We start from the raw sequence: 26,576 nt of genomic DNA on the forward strand, positions 1-26,576 counted from the left end.
AAACAGGCAAAGTTATGCCAAACTGCGCTCAAGTCTATTCATAAGGCGACCTAACTCCTCGTGATCATTCGCATCTAACAATGGACCAGGACGACGCACATAGGCTGAACTAATGGCTCCCCGACGATGCAAAATTTCTTTGCGCAACGCTAGGCCTATGCCATATTGAAATTCATGGCGTAGCAGAGGCAAATAAATATTGAATAAATCTTCTGCTTCGTCGGGTTTGCCAGCATCAAACAAGGCACACACTTGCACTAACATTTCTGGATATGCAAAACCCGTCATCGCACCATCTGCACCACGAAGCATTTCTTGTGGCAAAAATAGGCCCCCATTACCCACTAGAATACTAATGCGCCTACGACCCTGCTCGCTCGCCTCCTGGCGAATCTGACTCAACTTACGCATGCCAGGAAAATCTTCGTGCTTAAGCATGACAACCTGCTCAAAATCATCCACTAACTGATTGATCACTGATACAGAGGTATGCACACCCGTCACCTGCGGAAAATCCTGCAAACAAATGGGAATGTCCGGGCCCAACAATTGCGCTACTGTTGCATAATAGTTATAGACTTGTTCGTTTGTTTTCAGATTGGCGACCGGAGCCAACATCACGCCCGCTGCACCCAGATCCATCGCCTCACTCGCTAGGCTCTTCACGTGCCTATTCGATGCATGACTCACTCCCACCACAATAGGTACTGCACCATTAACGCGTTTGAAAGTGCGTTGCATTACCGCAGTGGTTTCTTCTAGGGTTAATTTGGGGGCTTCACCCATCATCCCCAGTATGGTCATCCCGGCAACGCCTTTCTCTAGGTAAAAGTCAGTCAGGCGGTCGACGCTCTCAAGGTCTAGCTCTCCGTCATCTTTGAACGGGGTGGCGGCAATAACATATACACCGCGAGACTTTTCATCAATAAGTGAATTGTTGCTATACATGGTTCAAACTCCTTCTGTAATTCAATAATTTCGGCGTGCCATCTCCCCTACTCAAAGGTGATGAGCACTAAAAAATGGGGGGAATAAGCTTTTTATTCGTGACTGCGGCGCTGTTCTAAATAGCCCAACCAACGAATCAAAGGCCATAAAAGAGCTAAGTACATGAGTGCTGCAAGCATGACTGGCGAAGGGTTATAGAGTAATGACTGAGCATCTCGCGCCGCACGCAATAGCTCTGGCAAAGCCACCACACTAGCCAGCGTAGTAAGTTTCACCACTTCTATACTGTTGCCCACCAAATCGGGGAAAACATTTCTGACAGCTTGAGGGATGAGCACAAACAATAAACTTTGCAGTTTGCTCAAGCCTGTGGATCGTGCTGCCTCCATCTGTCCTTTGGGAATACTCTCTAAGCCAGCGCGGAAAACCTCGGCGTAATAACTCGCATTATTCAGTCCAAAAGCAATTAACACCGCCGTTAACTTATCCAGCTCCAAACCCAAAAAAGGCCAACCAAAATAAACAAAAATAAGTAACACCAAGGGCGGAAATGCACGAAATACGTCTATGTAGGCCACGATAGACCAGTATAAAAATCGACTTTTGGTTTGAGTCATACCTACCGCTAGCAGTAGTCCTGAAAGCAGCCCAACCGGAATAATCAAAGCCGATAAGCCAATAGTCATCCACAGACCATTTAAAAGATGGGGGAACACCTCTTGGTAAACAGCCAGATTGAAGAAATTGTGTATTAAACTTTCCATTACCTTCTCTCTACTCAGCAACTAGACCAACGGGTTTCTAGCCAGCGTGAAAACACCACCAAGGGTAAAAAGATGGCCAAGTAAGCAACCGCTGCCATAACTAGCGGCGTCGGATTTCCAGAGTAGCTACTGGCTCCTTGAGCATTGTTCAAAATCTCGTTTAACGCCACGACAGAACCTAAAGCGGTATTTTTGGTAATAGAAATAATCCGATTGGTCAGCGTAGGAATTGCCCTCCGTATAGCTTGTGGTAAAACCACCCACACCATGGCCTGCAACCACTTCATTCCAGTGGATCTTGCTGCTTCCATTTGCCCTTTGCTCAAAGAATTAATGCCAGCCCATACACTTTCCTCTGCATATGCCGTGAGCACTAACGACAAACTTAACCACGTGACTGTAAAAGCTGACATGGGCATATTTAAAGCTGGCATCCCGAAATACATAACAATCAGCAGAACCAATGGCGGCAAGGCACGGAAGATGTCCGCAAAAGCAACAATTAGCCATGTCAGAGGACGACAGCGCAGCGCTCGCAATACCGCAAGCAAAACACCGCAAACAGTGCCTGTCACAACAATGGCAAGGCCTGTATACAGGGTCACTATGGCGCCGGCAAAAATACTCTCCGCGTATTGCCGTGCTACGTCAAGATTGAAGAAAGTAAATACGAACTGATTCAAAGAGTCCATCATGCTATATTCCTAAGCCACCTTACGATTGGTATAGCGTGAAATGAAGTTCTGAGTCCTAACCTCATGCGGATGCTCAAATACGTCAGCAGCACTGCCCTCTTCCACCACCACTCCTTCATCCATAAAAATAACCTTGTCGGCCGCTGCATGAGCAAAAGCCATCTCATGTGTTACTACCAGCATAGTCATGCCGCTTTCGCGCAACTGACGCATCACTGATAACACATCCTCAACTAATTCCGGATCCAAAGCACTGGTGGGCTCATCAAACAAAATTATTTTAGGATTCAGAGCAATAGCCCGAGCGATTCCCACGCGCTGCTGTTGCCCGCCGGAAAGTTGACCAGGCCTAGCTTTTGCTTTATGACCTAGCCCTACTTTTTCTAACGCCTGTAAGGCCTGTTGCTCAGCTTCATCCTTGGTTTTTTTCTGCACTTTTCGCAATGCTAAGGCCACGTTATCCAAGGCAGTCAAATGGGGATACAAATTAAATTGTTGAAACACCATACCCACATCCTGGCGCATACGATTGACGTCAGTATGGGGGGCCATCACATCATGCCCATTCGCTACAATCTTTCCGGAGCTAGGTGTTTCCAATAAATTGCAGCACCGCAGCATGGTGCTTTTCCCCGAGCCTGACGGGCCAATCACACACACTAACTCACCTTTGCGAACAGTCAAGCTGACACCACGCAAGACTTCTGTTTCACCATAACTTTTACGCAGATCAAGCACTTCTAAAATTATCGGATTTTCTGTCATATATTGGTCTCCCACTAAACACGAGAGAAGGCTGGCGCCACACCGAGGCCTTCTGAATCACCAAACAGACTCTCAACGGTGCTGTTTGAGTGTCACTGTGCTCGATCTGAACTGCTTAACTTAAGCATTAGAACGAACACGAGGAGATTATGAACAAACCGGTTTTACGGGCGTGGGGTCATAACCCTCTGTTTCCGGCACGCCAGTGCCCTCAACTACCGTTATCGCTGAGTTACCGGCTTCCGGTACTATGCCAAACCACTTCTCTGCCAACGCAGCTACCGTGCCGTCTAGCTTCATACACTTCAATATATTTGATACTTTGGCGCGCCCCTCTACATCGTCCTTACGAAATGCTAGAGCCCAAACCAAGCCGGTTTTTATGGTGTAACTAGTCTGTAAATTCGGATTTTGCTTCGCCACCCACGCCACTACCGTGGTCCCCGCTAAGTTGTAATCCGCACGGCCTGACTGAACCGCCTGTACAGCATCAGCATTAGAACCGTAGACGTCATACTTAAAACCATACTGCTGCGCATTATCGCGCGCCCAACCTTCATAATTGGAGCCTTTATTCACCGCCAGAGTTTTACCCTTCAACTGTTCCAAAGATTCCACCTTAGGGGCATCTTTCTTACCCAAAAAGGTATAGTCCGTATCAAAGTAACCTTCAGTAAATAGTAAAGACTTTGCTCGCTCTGGAGTTACCGTAACAGGAGCCACCAAAAAGTCGTAACGGCCGCTATTTAACCCAGGAACTAATCCAGAAAACTCCGCGCCTTCAATCACGATTTCCTTGCCCACACGCTTAGCTATCTCCTCACCCAAGTCTACGTTAAACCCTTGTACACCTCCCCCTAGCTTGGTCATAGCATGGGGAGCGAAGGTAGCGTCAACCGCACTCCGCAACGGTTGAGCTTGGGCATGGCCGTAGGCCGCAGCACTACACGCCATTACTAAGGCCAACATACGGTAATAAGTAATTTTTTTTATCTGCTTCATGTCTCACTCCTTGTGTGCGTTTTATAGACCTATCGATCCACTATTCGTATCCATTATTTTTAAACTTCTTTAGTCCCAACAACTCACCAAAAACCCGCCTCCCGGAACTTGGCTTATGCTGCAGCACAGGCTCCGGTCGATTTCGCGCAACAAGTTGCCCGCTGCCACGCTCCACGTGCAATTGACCATCACGGACTACGCATCTTCCTCGGCTATATACTTGTACTGGCCAGCCTTGCAGCTCTCGCCCTTCATAAGGCGTATAGCCCACTCTGTCGTGCAACATATCGGCACTTACTGTGACTCGTTTCTCGCTGTCCCAAAGAACCAAATCAGCATCAGCACCTACAGCGATACGTCCTTTCTTTGGACTCATGCCATACATCTGAGCGTGATTCGTAGCTGTTAAAGCTACAAACTCTTCAATCGTTAAGCGCCCCTTCATGACCCCTTCTGAAAACAACAAAGGCAAACGCAATTCAATACCCGGCACTCCATTAGCCATTTCTTTAAAGGTAGTAGCCTCACCTTTCGGCAGCTTTCCTGTCTCGTCAAAACGATACGGAGCATGATCCGAGGAATAGACCGTCAAACAACCATCTTTAAAACCTTCCCAAATTGCTTCCTGGGATTCCTTGTCGCCTGGCGGAGGACTGCAACAAAACTTCGCCCCCTCCATACCAAGTGCATCAGTCTGGCTGGCCTCAAGAAACAAATACTGGGGGCAGCTTTCAGCATACACGGGCGCACCCAACTTCTGAGCATGGCGAATAATCTGCACCGTCTCCTTACCAGCCACATGCACGATCAAAATAGGCACATCCAACAAACGAGACAAAGAAATAGCGCGTTGAGTAGCTTCGGACTCAGCCAATACGTCATGTGCCACGGTATGGAAAGTTGGCGCGGTATGGCCACGCTCTAGTAAACGTCTGGCTACCCATCGAATCATGTCGTGATTTTCCGCATGCAACATAATCATGGCGCCATGCTCGCTCGCCACAGCCATTACATCCAGCAATTGGTAATCATCCAGCTTCAACATGTCGTACGTCATATAGACCTTCAACGATGTAATTCCGGATTGAATCGCTAGTGGCAGATCCACCTCTAACGCCTGCTGATCAGGATTTGTCAAGATCAAATGAAAGCCATAATCAATCACGGCCTTTTCCTGTGCTCGCCGTGAGTAATCAGCTAAGACATCCGGAATCCGATCATTTCTGTGCTGGGCAGCAAAGGACAAAATAGTCGTCGTACCACCAAAAGCAGCCGAAACAGTACCAGAGTAAAAGTCGTCTGCACACATCAATCCCATGCCCGACAGCTGTTCAATATGAGTATGACTATCAATACCTCCAGGGAGCACCCATAAGCCTCGTGCATCTACATCCTGCTTACCCGCAGGCAAACCAGGCTCAAGAGCCACGATGACACCGTCCCGTACGCCAATATCAGCGTAAGAGCTGCCATCATTATTGCAAACGCGCCCATTACGAATAGTGAGATCAAAGTAGCGATCTGAGGAAGAAAGACTGTCTTTTTCAATCATGGCGGCCAGTGTGGATAAAAATTTAATATGAATCATTATTCCCTAGCGCCTGCCATTCTGACTATTATTGTTTTGGCCCTCACCCTTAACATAACGTTAAGGAATAGAAAAAAACAAACACCAAAACAAATAAATAGTCGTGATATATTAATCACTTAAACCATATTGATATTTACAAAAAAAACGAAGCCATCACTAGGTGTTAACCCTAGCGATATTACAAGTAGAAAAATTGGAATGGAATGAAGCTGAATCTGCGCCAAGTTGAAGTGTTTAGAGCGGTGATGACGACAGGAACCATACGGGGCGCATCAGAACTGCTATTTGTATCGCAGCCCGCCGTAAGCCGACTGCTATCTCACATGGAAATACAAATTGGTTTTGCTCTGTTCGAACGGATACGAGGCCGCTTACACGCCACGCAAGAAGCGAAAAAGCTTTACCACGAGGTAGAAGCCGTTTACGAAAGAATGCAGCGACTTAATGAGCTAGCGAGTGAGCTCAAAGAACATCAAGAGGGCATTTTAAATTTGGTGGCCAGCCCTAGCTTGGGGCAGATGTTAATACCCAGCGCGATTGCCCGGTACAGGCAGCATCACCCACAGGTCAAACTAGGTTTTCATTACTTAACCCACTTGCCTTTGGCAGAACGCTTACTAAAACAACAAGCAGACTTAGCCGTCACCATACTCCCATTAAACCATCCCAACTTGGCCCAAGAAGAAATAGGCACAGGGAAAATGGTATGCATTTGCCCCTATAACCATCCCTTATCTCGCTTAGCCATGTTAAACGTGCAAGACCTATTGCCATACCCGTTTATATCCTATGACCGTAACTCACCCTTTGGGAAAATGGTGCAGCAGTTTATGCAGCAGCAAGAGCAAAGCCCCAAAGTCGTATTAGAAGTTGGTTCGCCCCAGAACGCTTGCGCACTGGTACAGGCCGGCGTAGGCATCTCGTTAGTCGATCAATTTTCCGCCCAAAGCTGGGCCACCAGCCGTTTCGTGACCCGTCCTATCATGAACGCACCCTCTTTACATATTTACCTGATACACGTACGAAGCGAGCCCGTATCTCGACTCGCCCAAGCCTTTATAGAAACTCTTAAAACTGTTATTGCTGAAGAGCGATATTAGGTATGTAGGAACTAGATTACAAATGAGAAAGAAAACATAGCCTCAAAAAGAGGCTATGTCGGCTAACTTCTAGATGCTGTACTGAGCAGCTCTATATTGCTCCTAGCTAGCGATTAGGCCTTGCTCTTGTAAAAACTTCTGGGCTACTTCCTGCACCGATTTTTTATTTACTGCAACCTCACCATTTAAACGTTGCATGGTTGGATTATCCAAAACTGCTGATAAGCGATTGAGCAGATTCACCACCTCGGGTTGAGTATCTGCTACCTCTTGCAATACAACAGGCGTCATGTTGTAGCTGGGGAAAAAGTTTTGGTCATCTTCCAAAATAGTAAAATTCATGGAAGCCACTCGTCCATCCGTAGAAAACACCACTCCTATATCGACCTGCCCCTCTTGTAGCGCAGGATAAATCAACCCAGGATGCATGGAAACGAGATTAGCTCTCCCTACCCTAAAATCATATTCTTTCTGTAAGCCCAATAACCCATCACTACGTTTAGCAAACTCAGTCGTGCTCGCTAGTTTAAGTGCCTTGTCAGTTTGATAGCTCGACGCCAGATCACTGATAGTGTTGATCTCTTCCAGCTCACCGCCTCGCTTTGCCAAGGCATAACTATTACTAGCTTGGGCAGGATTAAGCCACACCATGCCTAACTTCCCATCTAGTTCTTTTACACGTTCGTAGGTTTGCTCCGGACTTAAGCGTTCTGTCACCTTGTTATAGGTAATGAGAGAAGTTCCTGTATATTCCCAGCACAGATCAACTTGTTTATTTTCCATCGCCTGACGCAATAAACTGCTCCCCATGCCAGTCATGGATTTAGCAGCGATGCCGTTACCATTGAGCAATTGTTCTGTCATCTCGGCCAGTAACTGCTGTTCAGCAAAGCTTTTTGCACCAATCCTTAACTCTTTGGCCAACGCTGCACTGCCCATTAGCATGACTGACGCTGTCACGGCGCTAAAAAGTATTTTCTTAAACATATTCTCTCCTAGATTACAAAAGTAGATGACTCGACTGTTCTCAACGCGCAGGATTCACGCCCCGCGGAATCAGCCAGTACTGCATCTGGCCCAATATAAAATCAAGCAACACCGCTAATAAGGCGACAGGAATCACGCCCGCTAGCAACATGTCTATTTCATTTAAATCGATACCGGTAAAAATAAGCTCGCCTAGCCCGCCTCCACCTATCAAGAAAGCCAGAGGAGCAGTGCCTATATTGATGGCAATAGCTGTCCGTACACCCGCAAAAATGACCAGCAATGCGTTGGGCAGCTCAACGTGCAAAACGATAAAAAAAGGTCGCATGCCCATTCCCTGCGCTGCCTCAACTAAATGTGGTGCCACTGACTTAAGTCCGGCGTAGGTATTGCGCACAATAGGCAGCAATGCCATGACCCACAAAGCGAATAAGGCGGGGATCTTGCCCACTCCTAACACGCTCATAGACAGCGCCAATACCGCTAAGGTAGGAATGGTAGCGCCTATATTCAGGACCTGAATCAGTGGTTCAGCTAAACGAGCCATGAAGGCACGACTTAACAACACTCCCAGCAACACACCTGCCACTATGGCCAAGCCGCCCGAAATGGCCACCAATTCTATATGCTCAACGCTTAAATAAAATATGTCTTCCTGATACAGCTCCATCGTGTGGAGCAACACTTCCTGATGTCGGTAACCCAGCCCGAATAAAAGGCATAGCACTGCCACCCCGTACCCTAGGGGAAACAAACGTCTCATTCCGACTCCTGCTCAACACGATAGATATCCCCTAATGCATGGCGCACTGCACGCTGTGTAATGCAACCTTGGAATCGCTCTTGTTCATCCACGCAGGGCAACCAAGAAACGTTATGGCGAAACATGCTGGAGACGGCAGAGCGTAAATCCTCTTCCATATATGTTTTACTAGGTAGACGCTCGTAATGCTCATGCACCAAACCACTTTTCTCGAGTATATCTTCCAAGTAAAGAGCCCCCCGCACAGCCTGTTGAGCATCGACGACCACCATATAGGCCTGGCCATGCTCTTGCATCAGCCTTTGCGCATGAACTAGGGTTGATGCAAGCTGTACGGTAGGAGCGTGCACATCGATAACATCACTAACTCGTAATAGCCGCAGGCGCTTCAGGGTACGGTCATTGCCCAGAAACTCAGCCACAAACGGGCTAGCAGGATGCGCTAATAAGGTATCAGGAGTGGCGAACTGCTCCAGTTTACCTTCGCGAAAAATAGCGACTTTGTCGCCCATCTTCACTGCCTCATCAATATCATGGCTGACAAATAAAACCGTCTTGCGCAACACCTGTTGCATCTTCAAAAATTCATCTTGTATGCTTTCTCGGTTGATCGGATCAATCGCACCAAAGGGCTCATCCATCAGCAAAACCGGAGGATCTGCCGCTAAGGCACGTGCTACACCCACCCGCTGTTGCTGCCCGCCAGATAGCTCCTTAGGGTAGCGCCGTAGAAACGTTGCAGGATCTAAGGCCATCATCTCTAGCATTTCGGCTGCTTTACGCTTGGCTTTTAACTTGTCCCAACCCAGTAGCTTAGGCACTACGCAAATATTTTCCTCTATTGTCATATTAGGAAAAAGCCCAATTTGCTGGATAACATACCCTATACTGCGCCTCAATTGCACCGTATCAATCTGTGCGGTATCGCGGCCGTTAATGAAAACCTTGCCTGAAGTCGGGGTAATGATGCGATTAATCATTTTTAACGTGGTTGTCTTACCGCACCCTGATGGCCCTAACAGCACGCAAATTTCACCCTCGGGCACTTCCATGGATATTTGGTCTGCAGCGATGACCTGACGCCCAGGCAAATCAAATATTTTGGTTAACTTATCTAATCGGATCATATTTTTGCCTTGTTATATCCTTTTTATCATTCACGCCCCTTTTGGCGTCCAGTAACGCTGTAAGGCTGCCAAGCTGTAATCGGCAAACACTGCCAATACACTGACAGCCAACGCCCCGGTGATCAGTTGTAGTCTGTCTGTTTGTGCAATCCCATTGCTGATAAAGTCTCCCAATCCCCCGGCACCGATGTAGGTGGCAATGGTCATAACACCAATATTCATCACCACTGCGATTCTTACTCCAGCCATAATCACCGGCATCGCAATAGGAATCTCCACACGACAAAGGCGCTGCCAAGGATGCATACCCATCCCCTTTGCTGCTTCCCGCAATGCTGGGTCAAGATTATGAATAGCCGAATGCGTGTTACGTATGATGGGTAGGAGCGAATACAGCAAGACAGCTACCATGGCAGGAACCGGGCCTACGCCGTACCCGATTGGTGACAGTAATGGAATCATCAGGCCAAATAGGGCTATCGAGGGAATCGTAATCATCACAGAAGCCATATACAGCACACAATCAGCCACCCGCTTGTGCTGAGTAATCGCAATACCTATTGGTACACCTAGTAATACGGCTAAACCTACCGCGATGCCCACCAAAGTAATGTGTTGCACAGTACGTGCCATCAAAACATCGATATGGGCGAGGATAAAGCTCATAAGCTCCACAGAACCACCTTTTAACTCCTTCTTGCGTGCAATGGTAAGTCCACTCGTCGCCTGTGTTTGCCCAGCGCATTATGACGGCAACGTGGACAGCCTCACCGCCAGTCTGCACTACACGGCACAGCGTTGGTCATTGAAGCCTGTTAACCCTAACCGTAGGGCCAGAAAAGTATGGATAAGCCTCGCCAATTATCAGGGAGGCTAGCTAGAGGCATTGACGCCTGAGTTTTTACGCCACAATGGGTGAAAAGTAATAGATTTATTTTGTCGCCGTGGCGAACAACAAGAGGCGTAAATACGCGTTAATGCAGAACGTATAACAACACAATACGTTAAAACTTTAAGCAGCAAGGATTATAACATGCTGCAATAAGTCAAAAAAAACCGCTCAAGCAGTGCCTTACACAATCAAATATTCCAGGCACTCATAGCCACTTCACAAGAAGAACTGGATGGGCAGTAGTACGCGCTTTTTGCTAAGCCCACGCCAATCCACACACGCATCAGTCTTGGCATGAGGATGTCATTCAAGCGGAAATATCATATCCGTTGTTAAGCGTCGGCGATCAGGCTCAGGGGCGGTGAGAGGCTCCACTTGTTCCATGCTTTGCAGGCACCGTTGCGCCAAACGCTGATATAAACGAGTGCCAAAGTGCTTGCGATCAATGGTCGCTTGATCGAGCTGGCGAATGATTTGTGCGGGGGCGCCGGTCACGAGGCTATATGGCGGTATCTGCATACCTTTTTTCACAAAAGCCTGTGCCCCAATAATACTATTAGCCCCCACATCAGCATGATCCATTACCACCGCATTCATGCCCACCAACACATTCACTCCAATCGTGCAACCATGTAAAACGGCAGCATGCCCAATGTGTCCGTCTTCGTGCACGACAGTATCTTGCCGATAGGTGCCATGGATAACACAGCCGTCCTGAACATTTGAGCCTGCTTTCATTTCGATACGCCCATAATCACCACGCAAGCTTGCTAGGGGGCCGACATAGACGCCAGGCCCTATGATGACATCGCCGATCAAAACAGCAGTTGGATGAATGTAAGCGGTGGGGTGCACCACAGGAATAATGCCATCGATAGAATATATATTTTGCATAACTTGTCTCAATAAGCTCCCGCTACTTAGGCGAGCGCATTGTTTTGAATTTACCTGATTTAACCACAAATCATCACTCGTGATAGCAACGCTGTATTTACTTAGAGGGCACAATCCTCACTACACTCCTTTTACATTTTAAAAAAGCAAAGAAAACGGCGCCTCAGCGCCGATTCTGTCAATCTTTTGGTTCTAGGACACAGCCTGATTGTCGTTAAGACGCAAAAAGCCCTTCACAATTCTGTATATGTACCAGATGCCAACGGCTGCCAGTAAAATGAACCCCACGCCTATCATAAGCAGTAAAGCGGATATTACCCCCCCTAGCAGCGTCCACCAGAAGGTCTTAATTTGCCACTCAAAGTGACTTTCTAACCAAGTACCACGCATATCATCGCGTTTAACATAATTCATAATAATTGCCACGATACTAGGCAAGCCACCCATAAAAAGGCTTAACGCATACAAGCCATAGATGACCATCGTTAAACGACGTTTAGCGTTTATTTCCTCAGTACTAGCTTGCGTGGTTGGCACCTGAGTATTGTTTTCCATACCACTCTCCCATGACAAATAATAAAGTCGGAATTATAAACTAAGGCTGATGACCCCGTTATTGCAGCTCAGCAAGTAACTGTGTACTGGTGCTTAGGCGTAGCCCCTGCTTTTTAGCTTGCTGCAAAAAAATCTGATAGTCGTCTTCAAAACCACTAATCACGCTGACACAATCTTCTAACAACACATAACGCGACAAGTCCCCGTCCCGTCCGTATTGCACAATATGCTCTAAGGTGCAGCGCACACAATGGGACGCTGCCTCACCGCCTACAATCACCATATCCGAAGCCTCTAAGCTGTTCAATAAAGTCTGGTTAAGCTGACTGGCTGGATCGGCCACATCGGGCACCTCGGCCACTAAAGCACTGTAATGCTCAGTATAGGGACTCATACCTTTTAAGACCTTCGCTACAGGTATACCGCTCATTGCCTCCCACCCATGAAGGGCTCTCAATATATCAGCATGCACTTGATGCCCCCACGTACCCACTTCACAATGGGCAGGCCATACCATGTGGGTGAAACGGCCTTGCTGCTCTAGTGCCAATAAATAATCCATAACAATAGTCTTGAATGCTGAATGTCGCACGCGATAACGCCCTTGCTGCACGTCTTGTGCCCGTACGGGGGTAAAAGCGGGTAGCTCACCACCGTCTTGCGCTAACCACATACTAGGACGTTCAATGGATACGCCCAGGTGGGAATCCAAGGTGACGGTAATCCTATCCAAAGAGTTAGCAGCTCGTTCAACAAAGCGTGCTAAACGCTGCATATCAGCATGAGCACCTACGATAGGCAAACTAGGCTGCAGGCGCGCTCCTGTTTTAGAAAGCGGGTCTACTGCCCAGTAAGACGGCGGCAAATCACAAAAATCATTTTGTGGATCAATAATCAGCATATGCTTACTACTCATAGGTCCTCCACTTTATAGGTGTGAACAATCAAGCTTGTCGGCCGGTAGAAAAGGCAAACCATTTTATTCGTTTAAAAATAAGCTGCTTCTTGTCATAAACAGGGCGACAACCTGCTTAACTATACAGGCCTGAATCAAGCCTGAGTCTTTCCGTTACCGCTGCGGCGGAATACGCTTTATGCTATACCAGCGTAAACCCTAGGTATATCAATTGTGCATAGAGTATCCCAATCAAAGAATTAGTTGTATCAAGAAATCGGGCTTATTGTATAGATACATAGGAAAGATTTTGTATAGGTATCAGACATTTGCCTCATCGTCTTGATAGCTTAAGCACTACTAATATATATGACTGCCATGCCTACTGCATCGACTGTTTTCGATGGTTTTTCTCATCAGGCGTCTCGGGCCAGCTACTCTACTTGCACCCCGCATACCGTTGCTCTGAGCCCTGCCCTAGATAAAAGCGCTTACCCGCTCTTAAGCCGTGAGCACGCCAATGCTGACTTGACGCAACTGACACAATTCATTGCCGAGCGCTCATCGTATGCTTTGTCGGTTAGCTTTCCCTACCGAACAGTGCTCGACAGCGTACGAGCGACACTTCCCGACACAGTACAAGTTGAGCAAATCGCCCTGCTTACCCAAAAAATACTGCAAGAAATTGGGGATGCTCACGGGCGCTTGGTCAACATAGAACAGTACATTCCTGCCGTTTTTAGCCCTGTGTGTTTCGGGCGTGTCGGTCGTTTATGTTTTGCCTATGATCCTGTACAACGCGAGCTATTAGACCCGCTCTACCCTTACGTACACAGTATAGATGGCCTTCCCATTGACAGTTGGCTAGCCTGTGCTGATGCACTAAGCGCTGGCACCTATGGCTCTAGCTCGTCAAAAACGTTGCGTGGTTTTCTATTTATGCGCTACATAGGTCTACTGCGTAATGAGTTAGGCCTACCCCAACGCGACATACTGCGCATAAGCTTACGTAATACAAATGATGATGCCTTAGTCGAGCACCAGGTGAGCTTAAGTGAACAGCTCATCACACCGCCTGCGCCGCTCAATCTACCCAAAGAAAGTCGTATGTTGGATAACAATATTGCGTATCTACGCATTTACTCCCAACATGATGACGCCCTGCCTCCGCTGATTCATGCCAACATGGCGCGCTTTAAAGATAGCCGCGCCCTGATTATTGATGCACGTCAGTGTGGTGGCGGCGTCAGAGATAACCTCTTGGCGCTGTTCCCTTACTTTATGGCGCCAAACTCTGCGCCCTACATAGCCAACGTTTGCAAACTACGCATCCCTAAGGGCCAGGAGCCAGAGTTTAATCCTATAGGTCAGCTCGATACCTGGGATAAAAAGGTGCCCTATCGTCATGACCCTATGGTCGCTGCCAAGGACATTGCAGCCTTAGAGCAATTCTTGTCTACGTTTCAACCCGTGTGGGAGCCCCCTCCCAAAGCATTTAGTGACTGGTACTTCATGGCATTGCGTCCTGATAGTCAAAAGTACTACTACGACAAGCCCGTTTACCTAATGGTGGACTGGGGGGTTGGCAGTGCTGGCGACATTTTCAGTTCCAGCTTTAAAGATTGGGGCAATATCCAATTGGTTGGCATGCCAACCAATGGCCGCAGTGGCAACGCCATAACATTCACACTGCCGCACAGCCAAGTAAGTTTCATGCTCTCTACGATGGCTTCGTTCCAAAAAGATGGGCAATTATACGAAGGGACAGGTGTGAGTCCTGACTATCACCTTGCCCACACGATTCAAGACTGGCTGGGACACACAGATAGCCAACTAGAACGCACCCAGCTGCTGATTCAACAACAGCTTGATGTTTAAACATGTACCTATTTACTGACGCAACATGACTACGCCAATCGTTCTACAAGAAAAGCAAGTTCTCGCTGTTGAGAATCTGAGCGTGCAATTTAGCCGCAATCAGAAAACAGTTGATGCGGTCAAGCATTTAAGCTTCACCGTCGCTCAAGGTGAAACACTTGCCATCGTCGGAGAGTCAGGCTCAGGAAAGTCTGTCACCTCGTTATCATTGATGCGCTTGGTGGAACATGGAGGTGGAAAAATCACCCATGGCAACATGAGTCTGCGTCGCCGCAATCAAGAGATTGTGCGTTTAGATCAAGCCAATAATACGTTGATGCGAAGCATACGTGGCGCCGACATGGCCATGATTTTCCAAGAGCCCATGACTTCGCTGAACCCTGTATTTACCGTCGGCGAGCAAATTGCAGAGTCTATTCGCTTACACCAAGGCTTAACCGCCTCCGCAGCGCATGCGGCCGTATTACGTATGCTGGACCAAGTACGTATTCCGGACGCGCAGTCAGTTATAGGCCGTTTTCCTCATCAACTATCAGGCGGTATGCGCCAACGAGTCATGATTGCCATGGCTTTAGCCTGTAAACCTGCCCTACTTATTGCTGACGAACCTACGACCGCCTTAGATGTCACGATACAAGCGCAAATTTTGCAGTTGATCCGGGAATTGCAAAAAGAAATGCAAATGGGCGTCATCTTCATCACCCACGATATGGGGGTAGTGGCCGAAGTAGCTGATCGCGTGTTGGTGATGTATCGCGGTGATAAAGTTGAAGAAGGCAACACTGAGGGCGTGTTCAGTACCCCCCAGCACCCCTATACTCGGGCACTGCTCTCTGCCGTACCCAAACTGGGCTCCATGCATGGCACCATTTTGCCTGCACCCTTTGAGCTCATTCAAGTGGATGCACGCCAAGCCGACACTGAACCGGTAATTGTACAAGCCAAGGCCCCCGACTACAGTGCCGAGCCTATTCTACAAGTACAAAATTTAAGCACTCGCTTTGATATTCGCACCGGACTGCTCAATCGAGTCACCAAGCGCGTTCATGCGGTAGAACACATTAGTTTTGACCTGTGGGCTGGCGAGACACTTGCCTTAGTAGGTGAGTCGGGCTGCGGTAAATCTACCACTGGCCGATCTTTACTCAAACTGGTGAACAGCCAAGCGGGGAAAATAATCTTCGATGGTCATGACATCAGTGACTTGAAGGGCCCTCAACTGCAGCAGCTTCGCCGCAATATACAATTTATTTTTCAGGATCCCTATGCCTCGCTCGACCCTAGGCTAACCGTGGGTTACTCCATTATGGAACCTCTGTTAATTCACAAGGTGATGAGCCGTGCACAAGCACAACAACGAGTGACTGAGCTTTTAGAGCGTGTTGGCTTACCTGCTAATGCTGCCAAGCGTTATCCGCACGAGTTCTCAGGTGGGCAACGTCAGCGTATTTGCATTGCACGGGCTTTAGCGCTGAATCCTAAAGTGGTAATCGCTGACGAATCAGTGGCCGCACTGGATGTCTCAATTCAAGCCCAAATTGTTAATTTAATGATGGGGCTACAACAGGAGCTTGGTGTCTCGTTCTTGTTTATCTCACACGATATGGCAGTGGTTGAGCGTGTCAGTCACCGTGTAGCAGTGATGTATCTGGGACAGATTGTTGAGATTGGCCCACGCAATGCTATTTTTGAAAACCCCCAGCACCCGTACACCAAAAAGCTGATGTCAGCTGTACCCGTGGCTGACCCTACTCGTCGAACAATGAGCCGCCAATTGCAAGTGGACGAAATCCCTAGTCCAGTAAGAGCCATTGGTGACGAGCCCGCTATCCTGACGCTAGAGGATATCGGAAACGGACATTTTGTTGCGCGCAGCTAAGCGCGATTTTCTTCACTTTCCATCGCAGGTAAAGACCCTATGAAAATCTTTAAACCTAAAGCAGCTCTATTAGCCGCCGCGCTATGTGTAGGAACGTTAAACGCCCCGCTAAGCCTGGCAGCCGATAAACAAGTTACCCTGGCCATTTCCTCTGCCATTGAGTCACTTGACCCCTACAACACTAACAGCTCGATCACTCGATCAGTCAGCAAGTCAATTTATGAGGGCTTGTTCGAGTTCGATCAGAATCTTAAGATTCAAAAGGTACTGGCTGAAGACTATTCAGTAAGTGAAGACGGCTTGGTGTACACGATCAAACTACGCCAAGGTGTTAAATTCCATGACGACACCGACTTTACAGCCAATGCCGTTAAGGTCACCTTTGACCGCGTCTTAGATAAAGCCAATGGATTGTCACGCTGGAGTCAGTTTAGCCTTATCAAAGAAGTGAACGTCATTGATGAGCACACTGTAGATTTTGTGCTCGAAAAACCGTTCTCCGCTTTTTTAAGTACCTTAGCGCATGCTGCCGCCATGATTATCTCGCCTGCCGCGCTAGAAAAATATGGCAATAAAGATATCGCCTCCCATCCTGTGGGCACAGGCCCTTTTAAATTCCTCGAATGGCGCCCATCTGAGCACGTTAAAGTAGAAAAATTCGATCATTACTGGCGCACCGGCTGGCCTAAAGTAGACGGATTAACGTTCCGTTTTGTAACCGATAACAATACTCGCTCTTCAGTGATTCAGACTGGCGAAGCGCAATTTGCCTACCCTATTCCTTATGAGCAAGCCAAGCTACTAGAGAAAGCTAAAAACATTGAAATCGTCGCTACCCCATCGGTGTCCGATACCTACGTAGCGCTGAACTATCAAGTCAAACCCTTTAACGACATTCGTGTTCGTCAGGCTCTGAACTACGCCGTTAACAAAGAGGCTCTAGCTAAAGTGGCTTACGCTGGGTACGCGCGCCCAATGGAAGGAGTAATACCTCAAGGCGTACAGTACGCGCAAAAAATGGATCCATGGCCATACGACCCCGCCAAAGCGCGTGAACTACTTAAGGAAGCGGGTTACGCAGACGGCTTTAGCGTGCCGCTCTGGTCTGGCTATAACGATGGCACCGCTACGAAAGTCGTGCAGTTCTTACAACAGCAATTGGCACAAGTTGGCGTAAAAACATCCATCGAAATTTTGGAAGCGGGCCAACGAGTCGCACGGGTTAAGCAGGTATCTAATCCAGAAACCGCTGGCAACCGCATGTATTACATTGGTTGGGCCTCGTCCACCGGTGAGGCTGATTGGGTCCTGCGTCCTTTATTGGCCACTTCTTCTTGGGTACCTGCATTCGAGAACAATGCTTACTACTCCAACGAGTTAGTCGATAAGGCCATTGAGGCCTCGTTGCTGACCACCGACGAAGCAGAGAAAACAGCTCAGTACAAAATGGCTCAAGAACAAGTTTGGGCAGATGCACCATGGATTTTCTTGGTAACTCGCGATCACGTTTATGGCCAAAGCGACAAGCTGAAAGGTATGTACGTTATGCCTGATGGCAACTTCTACTACCCTGAAATCGAATTGCAATAACGCGACTAGATTACTTTGTCATTAACGGGAGGGTTGCCTCCCCTCCCAGCCTGCGCATCACATCATGTTTATTTACGCACTTAAACGCATTTTCGGCATGATCCCCACCTTAATCATCGTACTGGTGGCGGTCTTCATGTTTGTTCACTTACTACCCGGCGACCCGGCGGCCTTAGTGGCAGGCCCTGATGCCGATGGTGCCACCATTGAGCTTATCCGTCACCAGATGGGATTGGACAGGTCGTTACCTGAACAGTTTATGCATTATGTCGTCAATCTGTTGCAAGGCGATTTCGGCACCTCCTTGCGAATCAATCAACCCGTTTCCAGATTGATCGCGGAGCGCTTTTTCCCCACCATGATGCTAACGGTTACCAGCATGGTGTGGGCTATAGTTTTTGGTCTGGTAGTCGGGATCATTTCTGCCGTTTGGCGCAACAAATGGCCTGACCATCTGGGCATGTCAGTAGCCGTATCGGGAATTTCCTTCCCTGCCTTTGCGCTAGGTATGGTGCTGATCCAACTTTTTTCTGTCTATCTAGGTTGGCTGCCCTCTATCGGTGCGAGCAGTTGGCAGCATTACATACTGCCCTCTATTACCCTTGGCGCCGGTGTGGCCGCCATTATGGCCCGCTTCACGCGCGCCTCATTTGTGGAAGTGATCAAAGAAGACTTCGTTCGTACTGCACGCGCTAAAGGTTTGAGTGAAGAGCGTGTGATCAACAAACACGTATTACGTAATGCCTTAATTCCAGTGGTCACCATGATGGGCTTACAGTTTGGGACACTGTTGGGTGGCTCAATCGTTGTGGAAGCGGTTTTTAGCTGGCCCGGCATGGGCAGTCTGCTGATTGACTCAGTCAATATGCGTGATTACCCCGTAATACAAGGCTTGATTTTACTTTTCTCGCTAGAGTTCCTGCTCATTAATCTGGCCGTAGACTTACTCTACGGGGCGATTAATCCAGCCATACGTCTGAAATAAGCAAAGGACCCATCATGAGCTCCAACTTTGTACCCAATGCTGCGGTCAACAGTGCTGAAGAAGAAAAAATTCTGACGCCCATGGCTGAGTGTTGGCGTAAATTTAAACAACAAAAACTGGCTGTTGTAGCCGCTATTTTTATTGCATTTCTGGTTGTACTGGCTATCTTGGCCCCCTGGATCGTGCCTTACAACGCTGAGAACTACTTCGATTACGATGCCTTAAACCAAGGTCCCTCGTGGCAGCACTGGTTTGGTGTGGACTCACTCGGCCGAGACATATTAAGCCGCATCTTGATGGGCTCGCGTATTTCCTTATCAGCCGGTTTAATATCCGTCGCCTTAGGGGCTATCGTAGGTACTTTTTTCGGATTGATGGCAGGCTATTACGAAGGCTGGTGGGATCGCATCACTATGCGCATGTCTGATGTACTCTTCGCGTTTCCAGGCATGTTACTAGCGATTGGAGTGGTCGCTGTGCTGGGTTCTAGCATCATCAATGTCATTATCGCGGTGGCCGTCTTCAGTGTGCCAGCCTTTGCTCGTTTAGTACGTGGCAATACTTTATCCATTAAACATATGACGTACATTGAGGCTGAGCGCAGCATCGGGGCATCGGACTGGACCATTATCTTTAAACATATTTTACCCAGTACGATATCTCCTATCGTGGTCTACGGTACCATGCGTATCGGGACATCCATCATCACGGCGGCTAGCTTGTCATTCCTAGGAATGGGTGCCCAGCCACCTACTCCAGAGTGGGGCGCTATGCTGAACGATGCCCGCTCTGACATGGTTTTGGCGCCTCATGTGGCCTTGTTCCCTGCCTTGGCAATATTTTTAACCGTCTTGGCGTTTAACTTGGTTGGCGACGGCCTGCGCGACGCGCTAGACCCAAAAGTAGATTAAAAATGTAGATCTGCGGATGAAGGCGGCACCGTCAATTGGGCCGCTTTTTTTCGCAATAAATCCATGTAGTGGCGTGCCAATAATGAAGGCGTACTGCGGTTAGGTGTCGCCATATACACGGATGTATCTAAAGCGGGCTCAAAAGGCCTAATGGCTAAGCGCCCTGCGAACGAACGAGCCACGTAAGGGTTCACCACCCCTAAGCCAGATCCTTCGGCCACCAACGCACAAATGGTAATCGACGAAGTAGCCGCGATAGTGCGCTCAGGCTCTATACCCAAGTCGCGCATAATGCCTCGTAAACGTATCGTAAAGTCATCATTATCACTTAACGACAATAAGCGATCTTGTAATAAATCGCTGGGCTGAATACACGCCCGACTCGCCAATGGATGAAGACTGGGCATCACACAAACAGCCTGAGACTGGTGCACCCGTTCGGCCTCAAAATCAGACTCAAGATTACCTGTACTGAACGCCACATCGATAAGATCTTGATGCAAGTAATCCACCAATTGCTGTGTCGTCGTTGTCTGTACTTCGATGTGTACATCAGGAAATAGCGTCAAGAACTCCTGTGTGACTGGTGGCAGTAGGCCTAATGCCAAGGTAGATGTGCTTCCTAAGCGCAGCACGCCCACACCTGAACGACGCATGATGGCGATGACATTTTCAATACTTTCTAAGCCATCAAAGTGTTTTTGTATGGTTTTGTATAACAGCTTCGCTTCGCTGGTAGGCCGCAAGCGCCCGCGATGCAGCTCGAACAGCTCTAGCTCAGTCGCCGATTGTATTTCGCTAAGGCGTCGGCTAATAGAGGGTTGCGTTGTATTCAGGTACTCGGCAGCGCGTATCGTCGTTCCCAATTCCATGACTGCTTTAAAAGCCAGTATTTGTTGAAAATTAAGGGGTCTGGACATACTTAAGCGCCTAAAAAACTCTATATCAAAACTGAATAGATTGTACAACAAAAAGAATTTGTTGACATACCCCATGAGTGCTAACTTGAGTCTTGCATGACGGCTGAACTCGTCCTCTTATGAGCTTATATCCGAGTGGGAACTCTTTGCATGTCTGAAAAAATTATCAAGTACCCCTGCCCCATACGCCGTGCTGGCACAGGGCCTAAACATCATTTCTTTGGTTACTACAATAAGTCAACCTGGGATCGCTCCGATCGCTATCTATTAGCCAATCAGGTTCCCATGATGGATGCCGACTTACAAGCGGACTTAGAAGCTGAAATCGGTTTTTTTGATTTAGAAAACCAAGATGCCTTTACCGTGGTTGACACCACCACCACGTGGAACTGGCAAATGGGTTGCCAATCCCAGTGGTTAGATGGTCAGCCTGGCCGTCAAATTATCTATAACATCCGCAGCCAGAATACTCAGTCACCGTACCCTAACTTAGGTTCGCGTATTTTCAATATTGATACCGGAACCAGTCGTGATTTAGACCTTCCCATCTACGTTGTGGCGCCCAACAGTCAGTTTGCCATTAGCATTGACTACCGCCGCCTATGGATCACGCACGAAACAATCGGCTATTGTGACGCAGAGCCCCAAGCACCATTAGCGCTGGCCCCAACCACAGATGGTCTGCGCTACCTAGACCTGAACACAGGCGAACATCAGCTTTTAGTCAGTTATGCTGATTTGAAGAGTTTTCACCATGTACCCTCTATGGATAAAGCCATACACTGGGTTAGCCATATAGAGATCAATCCAGCTTCGTCGCGTATCTTATTCCTTCACCGCTGGACCGAGCGAGTGAAAGATGAAACATGTTTCTTACATCGCCTGATCACCATCAACCCCGATGGTACTGATATGCGTTTACTTGAATGCTCCGATCACCCCTTGCCCCAGTTGGCCGAGGACTTCGATCCCAGTGCTGTAGGTACTTTTGATTACGAAAAATCCGAATACCAGATATCTCACCCCCTATGGTGCGATGACAACCGTATTATCGTTTGGGGGCCCCATCAAGGCAGCATCCATTACCATCTTTATACGGACGCGGATAATGGCCCAGTAGAAGTCGTAGGCGCTACCGTACTAGATGAAAACGGCCACATGACCTTTTCTCCTGTGAATAAACGGTGGTTGTTGAGCGACACTTACCCAGACTCAGAAACGAATCAACGCATTCTTTTCTTGTACGATATGGAACAAGATCTACGTTATGACTTGGGTAGCTTTTACACGGACCCAAACTTACGCAAGGAAAATCGCTGTGATTTGCACCCACGCTGGAGCCGCGACGGCCAGCTCGTTTGCATAGACTCAGTGCATGAAAACATACGTCAAATGTACATCATTGATGTCAGCGAGTTAGTAGGCAAGTAAAGTTTTTCTACCCTAACGAAAAACCCCGTAGGCAAGCTCCAAGCTTGCCTACGGGGCTCAAGTATGCAGTCCTGTTAAACCCGCCAGCTTCCTGCAGGCACTATTTCTCGGCCTGGTTGCATAGCCTGCCAAGATAACGCCTCTAGCGCTGCTCTGGGTCTGCTCTGTAAGAGCAAATGACTGGCTAACTCAGAGGCTGCTAACAATCCATGTAGCGCACTGCCACCAAAAGCCGTAAACCAAAAAAATGGATGACTATTAGGCTCCCAGCCCACTACATAATGCCCATCCTTAGCTTGGCATAAGCGTTCGACCCAACTAGAAACGGGAAAACGTGCTCGTATACGACTCACACTTTCCAGTTGATAGATGCTATAGGCTAAATCTATTTGCGCACGTCGTGCCATTGTCTGAGCCTGCTCAGTACTTACGTAAGGGACAAGGCTGGAAGTTAAACAAATGTGCCGCTCTAACGTGCGCAAGGTATAACTGGCGTCAATACCTGCCACCACAGCGTTCTGGCGGCTAACCCCGTCAAACTCAGCATCAAACAGAAAATGGGTATATTCGCTCGTCACCAGATCCTTAGCACCCACCCCACAAAGCTCGGCTAGGTCGTTCGCCCCTGCCCCAGCAGCATTAATCAATACGCTGGCCTCCAAGCTCATCCCGTTAGCTAATCTCACGTGCCACCGCCCAGCGTTATAAATGGCTTCGGTGACTGCGCTATCAACTAAAAACCGACAGCCTGCCTGCTGCGCCTGCTCAGTCAACCAAGACTGCATCCCTAGGGCATTGACCTCCAGAACTTGATCAAGCAACAAGCCTCCTTCAAGATAGTCATCCCGCAAAACGGGCAATAACTCTCGTAGATGCCCTGCTGACACTAAGCGCGTTGCCTCTCCCGTGAGTTGCAAAAGCCGCTGTCGCTGCTGTAGCAGTGCACCTTGGCCCACTGCAGCGGTATACAGAAATGGCCTCCACTGGCTCCACCCTTGCTGCTCTAATTGGGGCACACTGAGGGCACATAACTCACGTACCAACTGGGGTTGCCCATCCGTTCTAGCGATGCCACAGGCCCATCCCCGAGCATTCAGTACATGGCCAGGGGTTTTATCAATAACCAGAACCTTAGCATGCTGAGCCAAGTAAAAACTCAGGGCTGATCCGGCCATACCAGCACCAATAATTAAGAAGTCTACGCGCACACTACACCTCGAGCACATCTAGCGGAGCCGCCATCGACAGAAACAATGCCAAATAGCAATAATACGCACAAATGGAAATAAACAGAGAAGTGCACTATACACTATGAATAAAGGAAACACATAACATGTATTTTGCGCATACATACGCGAAAAAAGTACGTTTTGTTCCTGTATTTGACTATGTCAAAACAAATGCGGAAGCATCAAATGCAAACACTCTACCTATGCCGTTTTCGGCAGGTTAATACTCCGACATGGCCGCATCCAACTGAGCCACATAAGGTTGCACCAAGGGCACCAAATCACGCGTTGCAACTAACGCCAGCACCTGCTGTTTGCTTTGTGCAAAACTTTTTAATAATTGCTCCAGCTCGGCCGTAGAATATTGCCGCGCATTGGCATTCAAAACCTTTTCCAGCTCATTAAGCTCTGTGTATAGCTGCTCAATCGCCTGCGCATCGGCCATGTATTGGCGGGTCATCTGTACCTGGTCTGCTACTAACGTCCACTGCTCAATACTGTCAAAACCGTAGGCTCGTACTTGGCGGTCAAGTTGACGATAGGTCTCTGTCCCATTAGCTTGCGCAGCCTGTTCTATAGCGTGATAGAGCGCCGCTCCCGGCTCTTGCCAAAACAAACCATCGCGTATCAATTCGTACAGCGTTGCTTGCATAGCAGGTAGGCTCGCCACGTATTGACGTACATGCAGGTCGCTGAGCGAATCATCAGCATAAGCGCCTGTCGGTGCAAAACCGAGAAAAAACGCGCAGCAAATACCTATCACTCGTTTGATCATGGGTCACTCCAGTATTAAAACAGCAGGCTCACCACGAGATTGTAATCAAGGCCTCAAACAAAGCATAGCTCTCCCCGTCAGAGAGAACATAGGAAAAAAACATATTGACAGATGCAGATCAAAGTAACCCTGGCCTAACAAAATTAGATACCCAACTCATCCCCCTCTGTTCGCTGCTGGCCCCTGAGGGCAGACTGCATCAAATTCCGTACATACAGTCTGCTGTCGGGCATCTAATAGCTCCTCCAAGGGAACTTCAGTGGTGTCTTTCACGTTTTTTAATGCAATGTAAGTAAAGTGCTTGGCAATACCAATTTCCGCCGCAAACATCCGCTGTGAAATAGAATGCAAGTGCGCCACGTCCACGGCCATCACTCGCAATAGATAGTCAAAATCCCCACTAATTAGCGAACATGACAAAACCTCTGGCATGGCACAAATGTACTTTTCAAAAAGCACAAAGTCTTGTGAAAAATGCTTCTCCAGCGTAATTTCCATAAACACATGCACGTGCTGAATTAAACGCTCGGTATTGAGCACAGCCCGGTACTGATTAATCAATTTCGCTTTTTCAAGCTTACGTACTCGCTCAAGACAAGGGCTAGATGACAAACCTACTTTCTCGGCCAAAGCCGAGTTCGTAATACGAGCATCTTTTTGCAACAACAAAAGAATCTTTAAATCAATCCGATCAAGTTTGATTTTAAGCACAGTTGGCCTCCTAGGAGCGATGAGCTGGAACCGCTAACTCTTTTACAAAGGACGATTAGCCCTTGCCAGCGCGCTATGCAAAAGCACATTCAAGCCTGGGCTAAGTTGCTCAGGGGTAGCGTCTTCTTTTTCATTATGAGAGTAGCCCATATCGCAGGGTGTAAATATCATCGCTGTGGGCGCGACCAAAGCAACTTGATAAGCATCATGCCCTGCTTGGCTCTTAATTTCCATAGAGTCATACCCCAATTTCTTAACGCTCTGCTTCACTGCTGAGATGACCTCTTTGTCAAAACTATCCATGCCGTACTTGAGTTCTTTTACGATCTGGATACTAACTTGAGCTCTTTGCTGCGCCTTACCGATTGCCTGCTTCAACTCTGCCAGCATGCTTTCTACGCCTGCTTGCGTCGGATGACGCAAGTCAACCATCATTTCAGCATACTCAGAAATAATCCCTTGTTTATTCGGAAAGGCGACAATACGGGAGGTGGTGGTTTTCGCGTCTTCCGCATGATATTTCCAGCCAATCTCATTCAGCGCCGTGGTAACGTAGGCCGCTCCTACAATGGCATTTCGACGCTGGTCCATAGGCGTAGGGCCCACATGTGCAGTTTCTCCCTTGACTTCAATAACCAAACTACGAACAGCATACCCACCCACCACTACCCCCACCTGTTTGCGCTCGGCATCCAAGATAGGCCCCTGCTCGATATGCAATTCTAAATAGGTGTCGAGTCGTCGACTTGGCAAGGGTGCTGAGCCTTGATAGCCCGTCGACTGCAGCGCCTGTTCAAAGGTAATGCCGTCATCGTCTTTCGCATTCAAAATGAAGTCTAAGTCCCAATTGCCACAGAAAGCGGCAGATCCGCCCATGGTAGGCACAAAGCGGGCTCCCTCTTCGTTGCTCCACACAATGACCTCAAGTGGGCGTAAGGTTTCTATTCCCTCGTCATTGAGAGTACGAATCACCTCCAAACCCGCCAGCACGCCTAAGATACCGTCGTAGCGCCCCCCATTCACCTGAGTATCGAGGTGGCTGCCCATGGCGACGGGATCTGAGCCCGGCACCGTGCCCTCACGCCGAGCAAAAATATTACCCACTTGATCAATCGTGATTTCGCACCCTGCCTCCCGACACCATTGCACGAATACATCGCGCATGGCTTTATCCTCCTCGGTAAAGGCTAAGCGCTTTAGACCTGTTTCTCTATGGGTTCCAATCCCATTGGAAACTACCATCGTTTTCCAGAAACGCGATTCGTTCATTGTGATAGAGTTTTTCATTG

Annotated in this window: 25 protein-coding genes; 7 read left to right on the forward strand and 18 right to left on the reverse strand. The window is 48.3% G+C overall.

What is annotated here, in order from left to right; all coding sequences use genetic code 11:
- Nucleotides 1–12: 12 nt before the first annotated feature.
- The 6 genes from OSH01_RS09010 to hydA form a co-directional block, all read right to left on the reverse strand.
- Complete coding sequence (locus OSH01_RS09010; protein ID WP_266123764.1) at nucleotides 13–948, reverse strand: dihydrodipicolinate synthase family protein; 936 nt, start codon at nucleotides 946–948, stop codon at nucleotides 13–15.
- A 92-nt stretch (nucleotides 949–1,040) separates the two neighbouring features.
- Nucleotides 1,041–1,712, reverse strand: a complete 672-nt coding sequence (locus OSH01_RS09015; protein ID WP_266123765.1) for an amino acid ABC transporter permease — start codon at nucleotides 1,710–1,712, stop codon at nucleotides 1,041–1,043.
- Between the two features lie 14 nt (nucleotides 1,713–1,726).
- Entirely contained in the window at nucleotides 1,727–2,407 is a 681-nt protein-coding gene (locus OSH01_RS09020) for an amino acid ABC transporter permease (RefSeq protein WP_266123766.1), read from the reverse strand.
- A gap of 9 nt (nucleotides 2,408–2,416) precedes the next feature.
- On the reverse strand, nucleotides 2,417–3,172 hold the full coding sequence (locus OSH01_RS09025) for an amino acid ABC transporter ATP-binding protein (protein WP_290459648.1): 756 nt from the start codon (nucleotides 3,170–3,172) through the stop codon (nucleotides 2,417–2,419).
- 147 nt (nucleotides 3,173–3,319) lie between these two features.
- A complete protein-coding gene (locus OSH01_RS09030; RefSeq protein WP_266123767.1) occupies nucleotides 3,320–4,174 on the reverse strand; it encodes a transporter substrate-binding domain-containing protein in 855 nt (284 codons plus the stop codon).
- A gap of 40 nt (nucleotides 4,175–4,214) precedes the next feature.
- Nucleotides 4,215–5,726, reverse strand: a complete 1,512-nt coding sequence (gene hydA, locus OSH01_RS09035) for a dihydropyrimidinase (RefSeq protein WP_266123954.1) — start codon at nucleotides 5,724–5,726, stop codon at nucleotides 4,215–4,217.
- A 242-nt stretch (nucleotides 5,727–5,968) separates the two neighbouring features.
- On the opposite strand from hydA, the gene OSH01_RS09040 reads away from it, so the two are divergent.
- On the forward strand, nucleotides 5,969–6,865 hold the full coding sequence (locus tag OSH01_RS09040) for a LysR family transcriptional regulator (protein WP_266123768.1): 897 nt from the start codon (nucleotides 5,969–5,971) through the stop codon (nucleotides 6,863–6,865).
- 102 nt (nucleotides 6,866–6,967) lie between these two features.
- On the opposite strand, the gene OSH01_RS09045 is transcribed toward OSH01_RS09040, so the two are convergent.
- From OSH01_RS09045 to OSH01_RS09075, 7 genes are all read right to left on the reverse strand, one after another.
- Nucleotides 6,968–7,852, reverse strand: coding sequence for a glycine betaine ABC transporter substrate-binding protein (locus OSH01_RS09045; RefSeq protein ID WP_266123769.1), 885 nt, complete (start codon nucleotides 7,850–7,852; stop codon nucleotides 6,968–6,970).
- A gap of 40 nt (nucleotides 7,853–7,892) precedes the next feature.
- Entirely contained in the window at nucleotides 7,893–8,615 is a 723-nt protein-coding gene (locus tag OSH01_RS09050) for an ABC transporter permease (RefSeq protein WP_266123770.1), read from the reverse strand.
- On the reverse strand, nucleotides 8,612–9,742 hold the full coding sequence (locus OSH01_RS09055; protein WP_266123771.1) for an ABC transporter ATP-binding protein: 1,131 nt from the start codon (nucleotides 9,740–9,742) through the stop codon (nucleotides 8,612–8,614). Before OSH01_RS09055 ends, OSH01_RS09050 begins: the two co-directional genes overlap by 4 nt.
- A 30-nt stretch (nucleotides 9,743–9,772) precedes the next feature.
- A complete protein-coding gene (locus OSH01_RS09060; RefSeq protein ID WP_266123772.1) occupies nucleotides 9,773–10,417 on the reverse strand; it encodes an ABC transporter permease in 645 nt (214 codons plus the stop codon).
- Between the two features lie 520 nt (nucleotides 10,418–10,937).
- A complete protein-coding gene (locus OSH01_RS09065) occupies nucleotides 10,938–11,528 on the reverse strand; it encodes a phenylacetic acid degradation protein PaaY (RefSeq protein ID WP_266123773.1) in 591 nt (196 codons plus the stop codon).
- 192 nt (nucleotides 11,529–11,720) lie between these two features.
- The gene (locus OSH01_RS09070) at nucleotides 11,721–12,083 is read right to left on the reverse strand and encodes a DUF4870 family protein (protein ID WP_266123774.1); all 363 of its coding nucleotides are present in this window, start codon (nucleotides 12,081–12,083) and stop codon (nucleotides 11,721–11,723) included.
- 58 nt (nucleotides 12,084–12,141) lie between these two features.
- Nucleotides 12,142–12,999, reverse strand: coding sequence for a cysteine hydrolase family protein (locus OSH01_RS09075; RefSeq protein WP_266123775.1), 858 nt, complete (start codon nucleotides 12,997–12,999; stop codon nucleotides 12,142–12,144).
- A 348-nt stretch (nucleotides 13,000–13,347) separates the two neighbouring features.
- Between OSH01_RS09075 and OSH01_RS09080 the strand changes: the two genes are divergently transcribed.
- From OSH01_RS09080 to gsiD, 5 genes are all read left to right on the forward strand, one after another.
- Nucleotides 13,348–14,856, forward strand: a complete 1,509-nt coding sequence (locus tag OSH01_RS09080) for a S41 family peptidase (protein WP_266123776.1) — start codon at nucleotides 13,348–13,350, stop codon at nucleotides 14,854–14,856.
- 25 nt (nucleotides 14,857–14,881) lie between these two features.
- Entirely contained in the window at nucleotides 14,882–16,735 is a 1,854-nt protein-coding gene (locus tag OSH01_RS09085) for a dipeptide ABC transporter ATP-binding protein (protein WP_266123777.1), read from the forward strand.
- Nucleotides 16,736–16,774: 39 nt separating this feature from the next.
- Entirely contained in the window at nucleotides 16,775–18,325 is a 1,551-nt protein-coding gene (gsiB, locus tag OSH01_RS09090; RefSeq protein ID WP_266123778.1) for a glutathione ABC transporter substrate-binding protein GsiB, read from the forward strand.
- Between the two features lie 64 nt (nucleotides 18,326–18,389).
- Nucleotides 18,390–19,310, forward strand: a complete 921-nt coding sequence (gene gsiC, locus OSH01_RS09095; protein WP_266123779.1) for a glutathione ABC transporter permease GsiC — start codon at nucleotides 18,390–18,392, stop codon at nucleotides 19,308–19,310.
- Between the two features lie 14 nt (nucleotides 19,311–19,324).
- The gene (gene gsiD, locus OSH01_RS09100) at nucleotides 19,325–20,221 is read left to right on the forward strand and encodes a glutathione ABC transporter permease GsiD (RefSeq protein ID WP_266123780.1); all 897 of its coding nucleotides are present in this window, start codon (nucleotides 19,325–19,327) and stop codon (nucleotides 20,219–20,221) included.
- On the opposite strand, the gene OSH01_RS09105 is transcribed toward gsiD, so the two are convergent.
- Nucleotides 20,218–21,141: a LysR family transcriptional regulator gene (locus OSH01_RS09105; protein ID WP_266123781.1), complete on the reverse strand. Its 924-nt coding sequence runs from the start codon at nucleotides 21,139–21,141 to the stop codon at nucleotides 20,218–20,220. The two genes, gsiD and OSH01_RS09105, sit on opposite strands and share 4 nt — an antisense overlap.
- Before the next feature lie 150 nt (nucleotides 21,142–21,291).
- On the opposite strand from OSH01_RS09105, the gene OSH01_RS09110 reads away from it, so the two are divergent.
- Entirely contained in the window at nucleotides 21,292–22,572 is a 1,281-nt protein-coding gene (locus OSH01_RS09110; protein WP_266123782.1) for a hypothetical protein, read from the forward strand.
- A 74-nt stretch (nucleotides 22,573–22,646) separates the two neighbouring features.
- On the opposite strand, the gene OSH01_RS09115 is transcribed toward OSH01_RS09110, so the two are convergent.
- The 4 genes from OSH01_RS09115 to OSH01_RS09130 all read right to left on the reverse strand — a co-directional run bounded on the left by OSH01_RS09115 (nucleotide 22,647) and on the right by OSH01_RS09130 (nucleotide 26,574).
- Nucleotides 22,647–23,780, reverse strand: coding sequence for an NAD(P)/FAD-dependent oxidoreductase (locus tag OSH01_RS09115; protein ID WP_266123783.1), 1,134 nt, complete (start codon nucleotides 23,778–23,780; stop codon nucleotides 22,647–22,649).
- 241 nt (nucleotides 23,781–24,021) lie between these two features.
- The gene (locus OSH01_RS09120) at nucleotides 24,022–24,576 is read right to left on the reverse strand and encodes a hypothetical protein (RefSeq protein WP_266123784.1); all 555 of its coding nucleotides are present in this window, start codon (nucleotides 24,574–24,576) and stop codon (nucleotides 24,022–24,024) included.
- A gap of 156 nt (nucleotides 24,577–24,732) precedes the next feature.
- Nucleotides 24,733–25,287 (reverse strand): Lrp/AsnC family transcriptional regulator, encoded by a 555-nt coding sequence (locus tag OSH01_RS09125; protein ID WP_266123785.1) that lies wholly within the window; start codon nucleotides 25,285–25,287, stop codon nucleotides 24,733–24,735.
- 42 nt (nucleotides 25,288–25,329) lie between these two features.
- A complete protein-coding gene (locus OSH01_RS09130) occupies nucleotides 25,330–26,574 on the reverse strand; it encodes a Zn-dependent hydrolase (RefSeq protein WP_266123786.1) in 1,245 nt (414 codons plus the stop codon).
- Between the last annotated feature and the right edge of the window lie 2 nt (nucleotides 26,575–26,576).

The organism is Alcaligenes endophyticus (genome assembly GCF_026344035.1).
Taxonomy (GTDB): Bacteria; Pseudomonadota; Gammaproteobacteria; order Burkholderiales; family Burkholderiaceae_B; genus Alcaligenes; species Alcaligenes endophyticus.